The 16,758-nt window shown below is 70.7% G+C and carries 15 protein-coding genes; 11 read left to right on the top strand and 4 right to left on the bottom strand.

The genetic code is table 11. The features are described from left to right. Nucleotides 1-258: 258 nt before the first annotated feature. The 5 genes from ABEA24_RS20785 to ABEA24_RS20765 are packed head-to-tail and all read left to right on the top strand — an operon-like array spanning nucleotide 259 to nucleotide 6,774. A complete protein-coding gene (locus ABEA24_RS20785; RefSeq protein ID WP_345432607.1) occupies nucleotides 259-1,824 on the top strand; it encodes an ABC transporter substrate-binding protein in 1,566 nt (521 codons plus the stop codon). Between the two features lie 33 nt (nucleotides 1,825-1,857). Further along, on the top strand, nucleotides 1,858-2,805 hold the full coding sequence (locus ABEA24_RS20780; protein WP_345432606.1) for an ABC transporter permease: 948 nt from the start codon (nucleotides 1,858-1,860) through the stop codon (nucleotides 2,803-2,805). 2 nt (nucleotides 2,806-2,807) lie between these two features. Next, nucleotides 2,808-3,689 (top strand): ABC transporter permease, encoded by an 882-nt coding sequence (locus ABEA24_RS20775; protein ID WP_345432605.1) that lies wholly within the window; start codon nucleotides 2,808-2,810, stop codon nucleotides 3,687-3,689. Between the two features lie 38 nt (nucleotides 3,690-3,727). Further along, nucleotides 3,728-5,836: a dipeptide ABC transporter ATP-binding protein gene (locus tag ABEA24_RS20770; protein ID WP_345432604.1), complete on the top strand. Its 2,109-nt coding sequence runs from the start codon at nucleotides 3,728-3,730 to the stop codon at nucleotides 5,834-5,836. Between the two features lie 26 nt (nucleotides 5,837-5,862). After that, on the top strand, nucleotides 5,863-6,774 hold the full coding sequence (locus ABEA24_RS20765) for a sugar phosphate isomerase/epimerase family protein (RefSeq protein WP_345432603.1): 912 nt from the start codon (nucleotides 5,863-5,865) through the stop codon (nucleotides 6,772-6,774). A 65-nt stretch (nucleotides 6,775-6,839) separates the two neighbouring features. Here ABEA24_RS20765 and ABEA24_RS20760 read toward each other — a convergent pair whose 3' ends face one another. The 4 genes from ABEA24_RS20760 to ABEA24_RS20745 are packed head-to-tail and all read right to left on the bottom strand — an operon-like array spanning nucleotide 6,840 to nucleotide 10,423. Beyond that, nucleotides 6,840-7,793 (bottom strand): quinone oxidoreductase family protein, encoded by a 954-nt coding sequence (locus ABEA24_RS20760; RefSeq protein WP_345432602.1) that lies wholly within the window; start codon nucleotides 7,791-7,793, stop codon nucleotides 6,840-6,842. Next, entirely contained in the window at nucleotides 7,790-8,611 is an 822-nt protein-coding gene (locus tag ABEA24_RS20755; RefSeq protein WP_345432601.1) for an ABC transporter permease, read from the bottom strand. Before ABEA24_RS20755 ends, ABEA24_RS20760 begins: the two co-directional genes overlap by 4 nt. Further along, entirely contained in the window at nucleotides 8,608-9,432 is an 825-nt protein-coding gene (locus ABEA24_RS20750) for an ABC transporter ATP-binding protein (protein ID WP_345432600.1), read from the bottom strand. The genes ABEA24_RS20755 and ABEA24_RS20750 overlap by 4 nt, the downstream gene beginning before the upstream one ends. Before the next feature lie 7 nt (nucleotides 9,433-9,439). Then, nucleotides 9,440-10,423, bottom strand: coding sequence for an ABC transporter substrate-binding protein (locus ABEA24_RS20745; protein ID WP_345432599.1), 984 nt, complete (start codon nucleotides 10,421-10,423; stop codon nucleotides 9,440-9,442). A gap of 252 nt (nucleotides 10,424-10,675) precedes the next feature. Here ABEA24_RS20745 and ABEA24_RS20740 point away from each other — a divergent pair, with 252 nt between their 5' ends. From ABEA24_RS20740 to ABEA24_RS20715, 6 genes are all read left to right on the top strand, one after another. Then, nucleotides 10,676-11,884, top strand: coding sequence for an aromatic ring-hydroxylating oxygenase subunit alpha (locus ABEA24_RS20740; protein ID WP_345432598.1), 1,209 nt, complete (start codon nucleotides 10,676-10,678; stop codon nucleotides 11,882-11,884). 129 nt (nucleotides 11,885-12,013) lie between these two features. Continuing rightward, a complete protein-coding gene (locus ABEA24_RS20735; RefSeq protein WP_345432597.1) occupies nucleotides 12,014-13,345 on the top strand; it encodes a M20 family metallopeptidase in 1,332 nt (443 codons plus the stop codon). Beyond that, on the top strand, nucleotides 13,342-14,298 hold the full coding sequence (locus ABEA24_RS20730) for a DODA-type extradiol aromatic ring-opening family dioxygenase (protein WP_345432596.1): 957 nt from the start codon (nucleotides 13,342-13,344) through the stop codon (nucleotides 14,296-14,298). Before ABEA24_RS20735 ends, ABEA24_RS20730 begins: the two co-directional genes overlap by 4 nt. Further along, nucleotides 14,295-15,167, top strand: a complete 873-nt coding sequence (locus ABEA24_RS20725; RefSeq protein ID WP_345432595.1) for an alpha/beta fold hydrolase — start codon at nucleotides 14,295-14,297, stop codon at nucleotides 15,165-15,167. The genes ABEA24_RS20730 and ABEA24_RS20725 overlap by 4 nt, the downstream gene beginning before the upstream one ends. After that, on the top strand, nucleotides 15,164-15,946 hold the full coding sequence (locus ABEA24_RS20720; protein WP_345432594.1) for an alpha/beta fold hydrolase: 783 nt from the start codon (nucleotides 15,164-15,166) through the stop codon (nucleotides 15,944-15,946). Before ABEA24_RS20725 ends, ABEA24_RS20720 begins: the two co-directional genes overlap by 4 nt. Beyond that, nucleotides 15,943-16,752 carry an IclR family transcriptional regulator gene (locus ABEA24_RS20715; RefSeq protein ID WP_345432593.1) on the top strand — a complete coding sequence of 270 codons (810 nt, stop codon included), beginning with the start codon at nucleotides 15,943-15,945 and terminating at the stop codon, nucleotides 16,750-16,752. Before ABEA24_RS20720 ends, ABEA24_RS20715 begins: the two co-directional genes overlap by 4 nt. The last annotated feature ends 6 nt before the right edge of the window (nucleotides 16,753-16,758 follow it).

Genomic DNA, 16,758 nt, shown 5'->3' with positions numbered 1-16,758 from the left:
ACGCCGAACCTCCGGAGGGAGACACCGCCCGCCGGACGCACCCACGACCGATGTTCCGCTCAGCGGACCGGAACGGGATACGCCCGGCCGGTAGGCGACGAACCTGAAGCACAAGGACACGAGCGCGCGAACACCGGACGGCCGGCCACCGAGGCCGTACGACGCTCCTCACCCTCCTCGCCGAGCACAGCCGCCACGTTGACCACCCCTCCCTTCACCACTTCACCGTCATCCTCCAGAACGTCCTGAGGAGTATCGATGTCACTGACCACGTCAGCCTGGCGGCTCCGGTTCGCGGCAGGCGTCGCCGGCGCGACCGTTCTCGCGTCCGCCGCGTGTAGTGCCGCCCAGCAGGGCGCCATCGGAAACTCCACGACCGGCGGCGGCCCGGTGCGCGACGGCGGCACCCTCGTGGTCGGGCAGTCGAGCGACGCCGACCCGGGCTCGTTCCTCAAGACCTCGGTCGGCAACATCCTCGCGGAGTACGCGGTCCTGGAGACGCTGACCATGATCGACACGCGCACGGGACAGCCCAAAGGCGTCCTGGCCTCCTCGTGGACGCTGGGCAAAGACGCCAAGAGCATGGACATCAAGCTCCGCGACGACGTGACCTTCCACAGCGGCCGCAAGCTGACCGCCGACGACGTCATCTTCACGATCCAGAAGGTCCAGGACCCGAAGACCGGGGCGGCGAACCAGTCGATCGCCGAGCAGATCTCCCACGTGGAGAAGAAGGGCGACTCCGAGCTGGCGCTCACGTTCAAGCAGCCGCTGCCGAACATCTTCGACCTGTTCGAGACGATGCCGATCCTGAACAAGGACACCTACGGCGACTACGCGGCGGGCCGGAACGTCGACGGCACCGGGCGCTTCACGTGGAAGTCGTGGACCCCGGGCGGCAAGATCCTGCTCGAGAAGTACGCGAACTACCGCGACGCCAAGAACACCCATCTGAACGCCATCGAGCTCGACGTCATCAAGGACCCGACCGCGATGACCGCGGCGGTCCGCAGCGGGCGTGTCCAGTACGGCACCGGCATGGCGGCGCTGGACTCGAGGAGCCTGAGCAAGCAGCCGGGCTATGCCCTCGTGACGTCCGGCGGCTCGGCGATCCCGCTCGCGTTCGACGTGACCAAGCCGCCGTTCAACAACAAGGCCGTACGGCAGGCGGTCCAGTACGCGATCGACCGCGACCGCATCGTGCAGCAGGTCGAGGGCGGCCAGGCCACGGCGACCAGCCTGCGCTGGAAGCCGTCCACCGTCGGCTATGACGCCGCGCAGGCCAAGCAGTACACCTACCAGCCGGACAAGGCCAAGCAGCTGCTGGCGCAGGCGGGCGTGAAGAACGCCTCGTTCGACATGGTCACGCTCAACACGCCCGAGGCCACCGGCATCTTCCAGATCGTCAAGAACAACCTGGCGGCTGTCGGGCTGAACCCCCGGCCGGTGGTCCTCGCCGTGGCCGACTACGACGCGCGAGTCGCGAAGCAGGACATGGGCGCGCCCGCCTTCCTGATGCTGGCCAGCAACGGCCTGTCCCCGGCGAGCGCCGTGCTGAACCGGCCGGAGCTCCTGCCGAAGGGCAACCTCTCGCACTTCCAGGACCCGGAGTACGGCCGCCTCGTCGACGCGGTCACGAAGGCCACCACCGACACCGACAAGCAGAAGGCCCTGAAGGACTACGACGCCTACTTCAACGAGCAGGCGTTCGCGGTTCCGCTGATCATCCGGCCCACCCTCACGGTGCGCACGGTCGCCGTGAACGGCATCACCCCGACGCAGATGGGCTTCCTCGACATCAGCCGGGCGTGGCTGTCCAAATGACCGGACGAGAGAGCGAGCGACGGTAGGCAGACGATGATCCGGTTCCTGACCCGCAAGGTCCCGTCAGTGGTGTTCGTACTGTTCGCCGGCTCGGTCGTCGCCTTCGCGCTGCCTCGCCTGGCGCCGGGGAACGTCGCCGTCACCCTCGCCGGCGAGAATCCCACCGCGGCCAACGTCGCCGCGATCCAGCGGCAGCTGGGGCTGGATCGGCCGCTCCTGGTCCAGTACTGGGACTGGATCAGCGGATTGTTCCGAGGGGACCTCGGCGAGTCCTACCTCCTGCACCGGAGCGTCGCGAGCGTCATCGGCGACCGCCTCGAGAGCACCGTCGAACTCGCCGTCCTGTCGACGCTGCTGGTCATCCTGATCGGAACCGTCCTGGGCGTGCTGGCCGGGTCGACCGGACGCAACTGGGCGCGGGCGACCCTCGACCTGGCCGGCAGCCTGTTCATCGCCGTGCCGTCGTTCCTCATCGGCGTGCTGCTGATCCTCGTGTTCGGCGTGCTGAACCGCTGGCTGCCGGTCAGCGGCGAGGTCGGCTTCCTGCACGATCCGGCGATCGGCATCCAGTACCTCACGCTGCCGGCGTTCGCCCTGGCGCTGGGACCGGCCGCGGCCGTCGCCCGTCTCCTGCAGACGGAGATGCGCGCGGCCGGGAACGAGGAGTACGTCGATCTCGCGAGGAGTAAGGGAGCGTCCGCCTCGCGGGTCACCATCCGGCACGTGCTGCGGAACAGCGTCGGCACCGCGGTCGTCGCCGTGGGCCTCCAGATCGGGAACCTGCTCGCCGGAGCGGTCGTCATCGAGGCGATCTTCAACCGCAACGGCCTCGGCCAGCTCGTCGTGTCCAGCGTGCAGACGCGCGACTTCACCGTGCTGCAGGTGCTGATCCTCGGTGTCGTCTTCGTCGCGGTGATCTGCCAGATCCTCACCGAGATCGTCCTGGCTGCGCTGGACCCGCGGATCAAGTTGGGAGACTAGGCATGGCAGACGTTCAGCCGGCATCCGCGGCCGTGGCCGTACCGGAGGCGCGCCGGCGACTGAACCCCACCCTGGCCCGTTACCTGTCGGCGTTCCGCACGCCGAAGGGCATGACCGGGCTGGCGATCCTCCTGCTCCTGGGGCTCGCCGCCCTGCTCGCGCCCGTGCTGTTCCCCGGTGGCTACGACCGGCAGGGACGGGCCTCGCTGACCGGGATGTCGGCCGACCACATCTTCGGCGTCGACGAGTACGGGCGGGACATCTTCGTCCGCAGCATCTACGGGCTCCGCATCGACCTGAGCCTGATCCTCACCGCGGTGCCCCTCTGCATGGTGATCGGAACCCTGCTCGGGCTGAGCGGCGCGATCTCCGAACGGCTGGGCGCGGCCGTGCAGCGCGTGCTCGACGTGATCCTCGGCTTCCCGGGCCTGATCCTGGGGATCTGCCTCGTCGCCGTGCTCCGGCCCGGCTGGCCGGCGCTGTTCCTCACGATCCTGATCACCGGCCTGCCCAGCACCGGACGCCTCGCCAGGAGCGCGTGGCTGAGCCAGCAGAACCGGGAGTACGTCCTCGCCGCTCGCGTGCTGGGCGTGTCACGGCGGCAGTTGCTGCTGCGGCACGTCCTCCCGAACGCGATGGACGCGATCGTCGTCAACGGCGCCGTCTGGATGGTCGTCGGCGTCTACATCGAGGCCGGGCTGAGCATCGTCGGTCTCGGCGTGCAGCCGCCGACACCCTCCCTCGGCGTCCTGCTCAACAACGGTCTGCGATTCATTACGCAATCGTCCACGTACATCGTCGGCCCGGCCCTGCTCATCCTGCTGCTCGCGGTCGGTTTCGGCCTGGTATCGGACGCGCTCAACGAGGCGGTGAACCGGCGATGACCCCCGCTGACGGCCGACTTCACGGTGGTGAACCCCCAGTGACCTCTCCTACTCGTCCCGCCGCGGCCGGACGGCCTGCGTCGCCGACGGCCGAGGACGCGCCGCTGCTCCGCGTCGAGGGCCTGCGCACCGAGTTCCGGTTGAAGGACGGCGGCGTCAAGGCCGTCAACGACGTCACCTTCGACATCCGTCCGGGCGAGGTCGTGGGAATCGTCGGCGAGTCCGGATCCGGCAAGTCGGTGACGGTGCGTTCGATCATGCGCATGCTGCGCCCGCCGGGCGAGGTCGTCGCGGGCTCGGTGCGGCTCGACGGGGAGGATCTGCTCACGCTCCCCGAAAAGGAGATGAGGCGCCGTCGCGGCAGCAAGGTGGCGATGGTCTTCCAGGACCCGCAGGCCGCGCTCAACCCCGTCATGACGGTCGGCGACCAGATCGTCGAAGCCATGACCGTGCACGGGGTCGGCCGGAAGGCCGCGCGCGAGCGCGCGATACGGCTCCTCGAGCAGGTCGGCATCCCCGACGTCCGGGCGAAGATCGACCAGTATCCGCACCAGTTCTCCGGGGGCATGCGCCAGCGCGTCGTCATCGCGATCGCCCTGGCCAACGACCCCACCCTGCTGATCGCGGACGAGCCGACCACCGCGCTCGACGTCACCATCCAGGCGCAGATCCTCCGCCTGCTCGCCCGGCTGAGCAGCGAACTCGGCATCGCCATCGCGATCATCACCCATGACATGGGGGTCGTGGCCGAACTCTGCACGAAGGTCGTCGTGATGTACGGCGGCCGCACGGTGGAGAAGGGCACCGTCGAGCAGGTCTTCGAGCATCCACGGCACCCCTACACCGCCGCGCTGCTGGCGGCCATGCCCCGTCTCGACGACGACCGGCTCGGCCGGCCGCTGCCCGCGATCCCCGGCGCGCCGCCGGATCCTGCCGCACTGCCCGCCGGCTGCCCCTTCGCGCCCCGGTGCCGGTTCGCCGAGGACGCCTGCGAGCAGGAACCGCCGGCGATGCTCCCGATCGGCGACTCCGGGCAGGAGGTCGCCTGCGTCGTCGCCCATCGAGACGCCGAGACGCCCATCCGCGACCTTCCCGATCCCACGCAGGTGCCGGTGCCGGACGGCCCGGCGACCGCCGCCTCGACGGCGGATACCGTCGTGCTCGAGGTCCGCGACCTGAAGGTCGACGTCGGCCGGCGGCGCGGGCTGCTCCGTCGCGAGTCCTCCGTGTACGCGGTCGACGGGGTGAGTCTGTCCGTGCAGGCGGGCCGTACGCTCGGGCTCGTCGGCGAGAGCGGCTGCGGCAAGTCGACCCTCTCCCGCAGCATCGTCGGAATCACCCCGATCGCGGGCGGATCGATCCTCGTCGACGGCACCGACGTCAGTGAAAGGCGAGAGCAAAATCTGGCGCGGGTCCGAACGTCGGTGCAGTACCTGTTCCAGGATCCGTACGCGTCGCTGAACCCGCGCCGCACCATCCGGCAGTCGCTGGCCGAGGCGCTCGCGCTCACGGGCGTGGGCGGGCGGGACCGCGAGGCGGCGGCGCGCGACCTGATGGCGCAGGTCGGGCTGCGCGCGGAGCACCTCGACCGCTACCCGCACGCGTTCTCGGGCGGCCAGCGCCAGCGGATCGGCATCGCCCGCGCTCTGGCCCGCCGGCCGCGCACGCTCATTCTCGACGAACCGGTCTCCGCGCTGGACATGTCGATCCAGGCGCAGATCATCAATCTGCTCGGGAGGCTGCAGGACGAGCTGGGGCTCGGATACCTGTTCATCGCGCACGACCTGTCGGTCGTGCGTCACCTCAGCGACACCGTCGCCGTCATGTACCTCGGCCGGATCGTCGAGTACGGCGACGCCGCCGCGGTGTACGGCGCTCCGCAGCACCCGTACACCGCCGCCCTGCTGTCGTCGTCGCCCGTTCCGACGGTCTCGGCGCGGTCGCGGGAGCGCATCGTCCTGCCGGGTGACCTGCCGAGCCCGGCGAACCCGCCGTCCGGCTGCCGGTTCCGCACCAGATGCCCGATCGGGCCGCTGGTGCACGCCGATCGGACGATCTGCGCCGAGGTCGAACCGCAGCTCACCACCACTGCCACCGGACAGCGTGCCGCCTGCCACTTCGCCGGCGAGCTCGCGTCCCGGCCCTAGAGAAATCCCCTGAGAAAGGAATCGACATGTCCGACGGCTCGACCAGCGCGCGGATCGCGCTCAACCCGATCCAGTGGATGGCCAGCGCTGACGGATGGCTTGACCCGTCCCTCGCCCCTGCGCCGGCGGAGCGGCTGTCACTGATCAAACAGGCCGGATTCGACGCCGTCATGGCCGAGGTGCCCGCGGACCTGACCGTGGAGCGGTACCAGGCGCTGCTGGACGAGGCCGGCCTGACGCTGGCGCCCGGCTACGCCGTCTGCCGCTCCGACGGCAGGGACGGCAAGGAGGACGACGTCGTCGCCAGTGCTGCCGCGCTCGCGCGGCAGCACGCGCAGCTGGGCATGACCGAGATCGGCCTGGGTCTCGCCATGGGCAAGGAGGCGCCGCGCGTCCTGCATCCGGCGCAGGCCCACGACGCGGACGAGTCCCGGGTCGAGGCGGTGACGAAGCTGATCGAGCGGATCTGCGACGCCATGCTCGCCGAGGGCGTACGGCCGTCGCTGCACCCGCACGTCGGCACGTGGATCGAGACCGATGAAGAGGCGCGGGCGGTGCTCGAGGCCCTGCCGGCGTCCCGGCTCGGTTTCCTCCCCGACACGGGCCACCTGGCCTGGGCGGGCGCCGACGTCGGAGCGCTCATCAAGGACTACGCCGAGCGGATCCCGTTCGTGCACGTGAAGGACTGCCGGCTCAGCGTCGCCGCCGAGGGCCGTGAGAAGGGCTGGGGATACCAGCAGACCGTCCTCGCCGGGCTGTGGGCCGAGCCCGGCCGCGGCGAGCTCGACCTGACCGGCATCCTGGGCAACCTGCCCAGCGCCTTCGACGGCTGGCTGATCGTCGAGGTGGACCGCCCCGACATCACCGACCCCTACGAGAGCGCGCAGTCCTCGGCCCGCTGGATGCACGGCACGTTCTCGTCGCCGGACCGGAACTAACTCGTCCAAACGTGGTGACGGCGCCGCCCGCTCGGCGGCGCCGTCACCACGAAGGTCGAGCCGGGTCAGTCCATCGTCAGGGCGACCTTGCCGACCGCCGCGCCGGTGCGCAGCCGTTCGACGGCCTCGTCGATCCGGTCGAGGCCGTACCGCTCGACGTTCAGGGTCAGGTCCCCGGCGGTGATCTCGGCCAGGAGGCGCTCCCCCACCTCGGCGAGGCCCCCGGCGCGGGACATCAGGTTGACCGGAAGCACCGCGACGTCGGCGAGCAGGAAGTCCGCCAGGTCGACGGTGAACTCCCGCCCCGCCGAGTAGCCGACCAGAGCGGCCCGGCCGCCCGGCCGTACGAGCGGGAGCGCGGCGGCCAGCACCGGCCCGCCGACGGTGTCGACGAGAGCGTCGACCGCGCCGCCCAGGGCCTCTTCCGAAAGGTCGGCGGCGAGGATCGCCTTGGCTCCCGCGGGGACGTGGGCCAGCTTGGCCGGGCGGCCGACGACGCCGATCACTTCCGCGCCCGCCCGTACGGCCAGCTGCACCGCCACGGAGCCGACGGCGCCCGCCGCGCCGGTCACCACGACGCGCTGTCCTTCGCCGATCGCGGCGACGTCGTGCACGGCCGCCCAGGCGGCACCCGCGGCGGAGAAGAAGGAGCAGGCGACGGCGGGGTCCGCCCCGTCCAGCGTGGCGGCGGCGGCCTTGTCGGGCACGACCACGTGCTCGGCCCAGCAGCCGTCCCGGCGCAGCCCCAGGCCCGAGCCCCGCAGGAGCACCAGGGAGCCCTCCGGGTGGACGTCCGATTCGACGACCGTGCCGCACGCGTTGGTGCCGGGAACGAACGGCGGCTCGGGAAGAACGCCGAACCGGCCGTCGACGATGTTCAGGTCGAGGTGGCCGACGGCCGCGGCGTGCACCCGGACGAGCGTCTCGCCCGGCGACCGTACTGGCACGGGCCGCTCCACGATCCGTGGCGGCGACCCGAACCGCTCGACGATGAGCGCGCGCGAGCTCTCTTCGGTCACAGTTTCACTCCATATCGGCGGAGAACACGGGAGGAGACGATACGCAGCACCCGGTCGAAGACGAACCCGAGGATGCCGAGCGTGATGATGCCGACGAACACCCAGTCGATACGACCGTAGTTCCGCGACGTCCAGATCAGCGCGCCGAGGCCGACCTGCGCCGCCACGATCTCGGCCGAGACGATGGTCAGGAAGCTGTTGCCCATGGCCAGGCGGGCGCCGGTGACGATGTGCGGCACCGTGGCGGGCAGCACGACGCTCCGCATGACCTGCCAGCGGCTCGCGCCCAGGCTGGTGGCCGCGCGGAGCTTGGACTCGTTGACCGACAGCACGCCGGCGATGGTGTTCAGCGTGACGATGAAGACGGACGTGTAGAAGATCAGCACGACCTTCGACGACTCGCCGATGCCGAGCCACACCACCGCCAGGGTGACGAAGGCGACCGGCGGGATGAACCGGAAGAACTCGATGTACGGGTCGAGCAGCTGCCGGATCACCGTGAGGCGGCCCATGAGCAGGCCCACGGGCACGCCGACGACCAGTCCGAGACCCCAGCCGATGAGGATGCGGCGACTGGAGGCGATGACGGAGTTCAGCAGCGTGCCGTCGGACGCGAGCTCCTTGGCCGCCTTGACGGTCTGCGCCGGCGAGGCGACGAGCGCGGAGCCGTACCGCATCGCGACGAGTTGCCAGACCCCGATGCCGATGGCGATGGAGATCAGGTACATGCCGACGGTACGGAGCCGGCCGGACGCCACGGATGAGCGCCGGGTCCGGGGGGCGGTGTCCGTCCGCTTGACGGCGTCGACGGTGGTCATCGGTCCTCCTCTCCGGTGGCGAGCCCCTGCTCGCGCAGGGCCGCGCGGACCTCCTGGCCGATGTCCTGCCGCAGCTTCTGGTGCAGCGCGATCGCCTCCGGTGACGTCTCGTCGCGGGGCCGGGGCAGCCCCACGTCGTAGATGTTCTTGATCGTGGCCGCCGGGCCCGCCGTCATGACCGCGATGCGGTCGGCGAGGATGATCGCCTCGTCGATGTCGTGGGTGACGAACACGACGGTGCACCCGGACTCCCTCCAGATGCGGTCCATCTCCTGCTGCATGACCTGCCGGGTCTGGGCGTCCAGCGCGCCGAACGGCTCGTCCATGAGCACGATGCGCGGCCGGTTCGCCAGGACCCGGGCGATCTGCACCCGCTGCCGCATGCCGCCCGACAGCTGGCCCGGGAACTTGCCGGCGAACTTGCGGAGGCCGACGAGCCCGAGGTACTCGTCGGCCAGGGCGGCCTGCTCTGCTCGGGACATGCCGCGCATGCGGGGGCCGAACGCGACGTTCTGCCGCACGGTGAGCCAGTCGAAGAGCGCTTCGCTGCTCTGGAAGACCATGCCGCGTTCCGGCGACGGCCCGGTGACGGGCCCTCCGTCCACGGAGACGGTGCCGGTCGTGGCCGGAGTGAACCCGGCCAGCGCGGACAGCAGCGTCGACTTGCCGCACCCGCTCGGGCCGAGCAGGCACAGGAACTCGCCGGCGGCGACCTCGAGGGAGATGTCATCGACGGCGTGGTAGGAGCCGAAGCTGATACTCACGCCCTCGATGCGCGTGGCCGCGCCGCGGGCGGCCTCTTGGTCGATCTCGGTGGTCAACGCGTCCTCACTTCCCCTGGTGCTGGGAGAACCAGTTCTGGAGTACGGCGGCGTTCACGTCCGGCTTCGCCTTGACCTTGCCGGTTTGGAGGAAGAAGTCGGCGGTCGCCTCGTACCCCTTCAGGTCGGCGGCGGTGATGTCCCGGACCCCGAAGTCGATCTCATTGATCGCGGCGACGGTCTGCGCGGTCGGGACCTTCGCGGCCTTCTGCGTCGCCTGCGCCGCGGCCTGCGGATCGCTCTCGGTCAGCTTGGCGGCCTCGTCGATCGCCGCGGCGACCTTGGCGGCCGTGCTCTGGTTGGCGCTCAGCCACTTGTTTCCGCTGATGAGCCACTGCACGTAGGACAGGCCGTAGTCCCCCGTCGTCTGGACGATCTTCCCGCCGAGCTGCGCGCCCTTGGTCGGCCACGGCTCCCACAGGACGTACGCGTCGATGCCGCCCTTCTGCAGCAGCGCCGGGATCTCCGGCGGGTCCGCGGTGACGAACGTGACCTTCTTGGGGTCGATCTTCTTGGACTGAAGGAAGCGCGTCGCGGCGAGTTCGGACAGGCCGGGGACGACCGCCATCTTCTTGATCTGCGACGGGTCGCCGATGTTCTTGCGTTCGACGACCTTCAGGTACTTCCCGGAGTGCTCGTAGACGAGGAGCGCCCGAAGGTCGGGGTTCGCCTGGAGGGTGCCGATCGCCGTCGTGTCCGAGCTGCCCGCCAGCTGCACCTGGCCGGAGGCGATTGCGTCGACGGCGTCGCCGCCCTTGCCGAACTGCACGACGTCGACGTTGACCCCGTGCTTGGCGAACAGCCCTTTCTCCTGGGCGAGGAAGATGGGCGCGTACGACGGGTCGATGCCGACCGCGAGGCGGACCTTCGGCCCGGCGGCGTTTCCACCGGCGCCCGCGGAGTCGGTCGTGCCGGCGCCGCAGGCGGAGATGGTCGTGATCAGTGCGATGACGGCGGCGGCGGCGCGCCAGGGGATGTGCCGTGCTTTCAAAGAGCACCTCGATGGCAGTAGGCCGGGAACCCCGGCGTGGTTGCGGCGTTGGCCGAAGTTCGTCGAACCGTAAGGTCGCCGATGCCCTCGTCGCATGACCGGAGGTCCACTCACCGGAACGTCACACGACTGTCACGTGCGACGACGCCCAAGCCGCGTGGTCTGCTCAGCGAGACGTTTCCGTAGGCAAGTCCACGGCGGCGGCCGATCATCTCCGCATCCCCTCACAAAGGAAATGCGGAGGACGACGAGATGACCGAACCCGACGCGCCAGCCCGGGAGGACGGGGGCGCCCGCCGGCCGGAACGCCGGCCTCGACGGTCGGACCGGCCCGGGCGGCAGGACTGGTCGTCCTGGCCTGAGTACGACGCGGCCGCCGCCGGCTTCCGCGGGTACTGGTACCCGGTCACCTGGTCCAGCCACGTGACCGGCAAGCCGACCGCCGTCACCCTCTGCGGCGAGAAGATCGCGCTGGTCCGCGACTCCGGGCAGGTGTACGCGCTGCACGACCGCTGCCCGCACCGCGGCGTCCCGCTCTCCCTCGGCGACCAGCAGTTCCCCGGAACGCTCAGCTGCCCGTACCACGGGTGGACGTTCCGCCTCGGCGACGGCCAGCTGTGCGCGGTCATCACCGACGGCCCCGATTCCCGTATCCGCGGCAAGCTCGGGGTGCGGACCTACCCGACCGCCGAACGCCTCGGCATGGTGTGGGTGTACGTCCCGCTCGGCGACGAGGAACCGCACCCGATCGACTCGCAGCTGCCCGAGGAGCTCGTCGAGAACGCCTTCATGATGGGCGGCCGGATCGAGCCGCGGGCCGGGAACTGGCGGTTCGCGTGCGAGAACGGCTTCGACGAGGGGCACGCGAAGTACCTGCACCGGACGTCGCTGTGGCGGCTGTTCAAGGCGATGCCCACCTGGAACATCACCAGGATCGTGCCCGAGGGCCGCTGGATCTTCCGGGTGCAGGACGAGGTGCACTGGGAGGCCGACTTCCCCGGCGTGGGCCGGTGGACGAGCAAGCGCTGGTGGAAGATCCAGCCGCCGAAGGAGACCTTCAACCTCGGCAACACCGGCAAGCCGAAGAAGGTCGACCCGGTGATCGAGTCGCGCGGGTTCCCCGGCTTCGCCTCGCTGTCCATGCCGGGCGTGCTGCGCATCGCGTACCCGAACTTCATCCACTACGAGTTCTACGTCCCGGTCGACGCGGACAACCACCAGTACGTCGGCGTGATGGTCAACTTCACCGAGGGCTGGAAGACCCTCGGCTTCTACGCCAAGTACCTGGGCGCCATCCGCTGGCTCTTCCACGGCCAGTTCTCCGGCCAGGACGCCTGGATGGTCGACGTGACGGACGCGCCGCCGGAGAAGCTGTACCGCCCCGACGTCTCGCTGACCGCCTGGCGGACCCTCGCCGAAGAGGAAACCGCCAAGAAGCGGGCCGAGCTCGGCGCCAAGTGACCCACGAGGAGTATTCGTGCGACGTACCCTGCTGACCTTGATCATCGGCGCCGGCCTGGCCGCCGCCGCCCCCGCGCTCTGGCGCTGGATCGCCCGTACGAGCAACACCCAGGTCCACCGGATCAACCAGTGACCCAGGGCACCGGACTTGAAGGCCTGGACGAGCGGCGCCGGGCGCAGGTCGAGGCGGCGTGGCGGCACGTCAGCGCCGACCGGCTGCGCGAACTGATCGTCGGCCTCGTCGACGTGCCGAGCCCGACCGGCGACGAGGGGCCGCTCGCGGAGCACATCGCGGGCGTCCTGTCCGGCGTCGGGATCACCGCGGCGGCGCAGCCGCTCGACGACCGGCAGGCCAACGCCTGGGGGCGGCTGCGCGGCGACGGCACCGGCCCCGACCTGATGCTGTACGCGCCGATCGACACGCTGACGACCGGCGACGAACGCGAGGACGTGCCGTGGATCGGCCCGGAACTGCGCCCGGACATGCGGCCCGCCGCCCGGGTCCACGGCGACCTCGTGACGGGGCTCGGCGCCTCGAACCCGAAGGGGCACGCCGCCTGCGTGCTGATGGCCGCCGAGGCGATCCACCAGGCCGGGCTCCCGCTGGCCGGGGACCTGCTGGTGGCGTTCGGCGCGGGCGGCATGCCCACGAACGCGCTGCCGGGCGGTACCCGCCGCAACACCGGCCAGGGCGCCGGCTGCTCCTTCCTGCTCGAACAGGGGCACTGGACCGACTTCGCGGTGATCGCCAAGCCCGGCTGGACGGTCTCCTGGGAGGAGGTCGGGCTGACCTGGTTCGAGGTGACGGTCCGCGGCATCCACACGTACGTCGGGTCGCGGCACCGGCTGCCGTACGACAACGCGATCGCCCGCGCCGGCGAGGTCGCCGCGCGGCTCGAACGCTGGTTCGCCGAGTACAGCGAGCGGCACACCGACGGCACGGTCGCCCCGCAGGGCATCGTGGCCGCGGTCGAGGGCGGCTGGCCGCGCATGGCGTCGGTCACCCCCGCCGCCTGCCGGCTGCTGGTCGACCTGCGGCTCAGCCCCCGTACGACCCCGATGGAGGCGAAGCGGGAGTTCACCGCCGCGCTGGAGAAGATCCGCGCCGACCTTCCCGGGACCGAGGTGACCGCGGAGATGGTGCTCGCCATCCCCGGCACCGCCTCCGACCCGGAGATGTGGGTGTCCCGCAGCGCGATCGCCGCCTGGGAGGCCCTGGAGGGTCGCGAGCACGAGGTGATCCGCGGCAACAGCGGCGCGACCGACGCCAACATCCTGCGGAACCGCGGCATCCCGACCGTACGGATCGGCATGCCGAAGGTCACCGACGCGCCCTTCGAGATCGACTTCGCCATGGGCATGAACACCGTCGACGTCCGGGAGATGGAGCGTCTCACGAGGCACCTCATCCGCACGGCGGTGGACACGATCACCCGTTCCCGCTCGGAGGTGGGGCTATGACCGACATCGTGCTGGGAGTCGGCGCGTCGCACAGCACGCTGATGAACACCCACTGGGAGGAGACGGTCCACAAGGACGAGGCCGGCCGCTTCCGCGACGCCCTGTACGCCGCGCGCGACGAGCTCGCCGCCGCGCGGCCGGACACCGTCGTCATCGTGGGCTCGAACCACTTCCGCGGGTTCTGGCTCGACCTGATCCCGAGCTTCACGATCGGGGTCGGCGAGTGCGTCGCGAGCGGCGAGTCGGGCACGCCGAAGGGCCCGCAGCCGGTCGACGAGGACCTGGCCCGGCACATCGCGGGCACGCTCGTCGACGGCGGCCGCTTCGACGTCGCGTTCTCGGCCCGGCTGCAGATCGACCACGGCCAGTCGCACGCCATCCAGTACCTGCTCGACGGGCTGGACGTGGAGATCGTCCCGATCGTCGTGAACGTCTTCGCGCCTCCGCTGCCCGCCCTGGCCCGCTGCGACGCCCTCGGCGGTGCGATCCGGGACGCCATCGCGGCGTTCCCCGGGGACCGCCGCGTCGCCGTCATCGGCTCCGGCGGCCTGTCGCACCGGCTCCCCTGGCCCGACTGGCGCAGCCCGGACGGCGAGGACGAGGAGTTCATGGTCCGGGCGTGGCTCGACGGACGGCACAACTGGCAGGACTACGACGCCCGCCGCCGCCAGATCATCAGGGCCGCCCAGGCGGCGATCAACCCGGAGTTCGACGACGAGCTCCTGACCATGGTCGAGAAGGGCGAACTGCACCGGATCACCGCCTACACCACCGAACGCCTCGAAGAGGTCGCCGGCAACGGCGCCCAGGAGGTGCGCACCTGGCTGGTCATGGCCGCCGCGCTCGGCCACGCACCCGGACGCCGCCTCGCGTACGAGGTCATCCCCGAATGGCTCACCGGCATGGGAGTCGCCGTCATCGACCCCGCCCCCCACGGAAAGGTCTCGCGATGAGCATCTGGAACGCACTGGCCGGCCTCGACTACCGGCACACCTACGTCGACGCGGGCGGCATCACCACCCGCGCCCTGCAGGCCGGCCCCGAGGACGGCGAGCACGTCGTCTTCCTGCACGGCACCAGCGGCCATCTGGAGGCGTTCGTCCGCAACATCCCCGCGCACGCCCACCTCTACCGCTGCCACGCGATCGACATGCTCGGCCACGGGTACACCGGCAAGCCGGACGTCCCGCAGGAGATCCCCGCGTACGTCGACCACCTGATCGCCTACCTGGACGCCGTCGGCGCCGAGCGCGCGCACCTGGTCGGCGAGTCGCTCGGCGGCTGGGTGTCGTCGTGGATGGCGAGCGAGCACCCGGAGCGGGTCGCGTCGCTGCAGCTGCTGTGCATGGGCGGGACCAGGGTCAACCCGCAGGTGATGGAGCGCCTCAAGAAGTCCACGACCGCCGCCTCGCTCGAGAACGACATCGAGCTCACCCGCAGCCGGCTGCGGCTGCTGTGGGCCGAATGGGACGAGGAGTTCGGCGACGAGCTCGCCGAGACGCGCTACGCCATCTACCACCGGCCGGAGTTCCAGAAGAACCTGCCGAACCTGCTGGCCCTGCAGGAGGTGGAGATCCGCGAACGCAACCTGCTGCGCCCGGACCGGATGGCCCGGATCAAGGCCCCCACGCTCGTCGTCTGGGGGAACAAGAACCCGTTCGGCGACGTGCCCGAGGCCCAGGCGATCGCCGACGCGATCCCGGGCGCCCGCTTGGAGATCTTCAACGAGTGCGGGCACTGGCCCCAGCACGAGCAGGCCGACCGCTACAACCCGATGAGCCTCGCCTTCCTCGCGGAGGTGCGACAGGGCGACGCCGCATGAGCCTCCGGAAAGGCTACGCCGACACCCCGTTCGGACAGCTCCACTACGCCGAATGCGGCTCCGGCTCACCCGTCGTGCTCCTGCACCAGACGCCCCGATCGTGGGACGAGTACCGCGAGGTGCTGCCGCTGCTCGGCCGTACGCACCGCGCGATCGCCATGGACACGATCGGCTTCGGCGCGTCGGCACCGGTCGCCGAGCACCGCATCGAGAACTACGCCGCCGCCGTGGTGGCGTTCCTCGACGCCCTCGGCCTCGACCGTACGGCCCTGGTCGGGCACCACACCGGCGGCGTCGTCGCGATCGAGGTGGCGGCGCGCGCGCCGGAGCGCGTCGAGCGCCTGGTGCTGTCGTCCACGCCGTACGTCGACGCCGCCGCCCGCGAGATGCGGCGGCACCGGTCGCCGATCGACCATGTCGAGGTCGACCCGGACGGCGGGCACCTCACCGAGCTGTGGCGACGCCGGCAGGCGTTCTATCCCCCGGACCGGCCCGACCTGTTCACCCGGCTGGTCCGGGACGCGCTGGTCGTCGGCCCGGACATGGAGAAGGGCCACGAGGCGGTCAGCACGTACCGGATGGAGGACCGCATCGGCCTCGTCCGCTGCCCCGTGCTGTGCATCGGGGCCTCGGCGGACCCGTTCAGCTTCCCCGAGCTGAAGTCGCTGTCGTCACGTTTTACCGACCCGACCGTTGCGGTGGTCGAGGGCGGCATGGTTCCTTTGATGGAACTTCACCCCTCCGAGGTGGCCGATCTGATCGTGAGGTTCGCGCGATGACAGTGGTTCCGTTCGCCCGCACCGACGTGGCCGCCCAGATGGACCCCCAGAACGCCGCCGACGCCGACGCGATGAACTCCGTCCTCGGCAAGGCGCGCCTGATCCTCGAGGCCTTCACCGCCGAGGACGACGCCCTGTCGCTGGCCGAGCTCGTCCGCCGGTCCGGGGTGGCGAAGGCCAGCGTGCACCGTCTCGCGCAGGAGCTCCTCGCCTGGGGCGTCCTGGAGCGTTCGGGCACCCGCTACCGCCTCGGCCTGCGACTGTTCGAGATCGGCCAGCGCGTGCCACGGCAGCGGACCCTCCGGGAGGCCGCCCTCCCCTACATGGAGGACCTGCTGATCGCCACGCAGGAGACCATCCACTTCGCCATCCAGGACGGCCTGGAGGTGCTGTACGTCGAGAAGCTCATCGTGCATCGCGGCCTCAACAAGCAGTCGCGCGTCGCCGGCCGCCTGCCCCTGTACTGCACCGCCACGGGCAAGGTGATCCTGGCGTTCTCCCCCGCGTCCCTCTTCCAGGAGGTCGTACGGAACGAGCTCCGGCCGCTCACCCGGAAGACCCTGGTCCAGCCGGGGCTGCTGCGCGCCCAACTGGAGAAGGTACGAACGGACCGCTACGCCCTGGAGGTCGAGGAGACCCGGCTCGGCTACATGAGCGTCTCCGTCCCCGTCTTCAGCACCCCCACCACCCTCGCCGGCGCACTGTCGATCACCGCGCCGACGTGCCGCATGAACCTCGGCCGCTTCACCGGCGCTCTGCGCACCGCCGGCCTCGGCATCTCCCGCACGCTCCAGTCCTCGGCCTGACAGTCG

This window comes from Actinoallomurus vinaceus, assembly GCF_039542055.1.
GTDB classification, from domain to species: domain Bacteria; phylum Actinomycetota; class Actinomycetes; order Streptosporangiales; family Streptosporangiaceae; genus Actinoallomurus; species Actinoallomurus vinaceus.
This window is presented reverse-complemented; position numbering and strand designations above follow the sequence as displayed.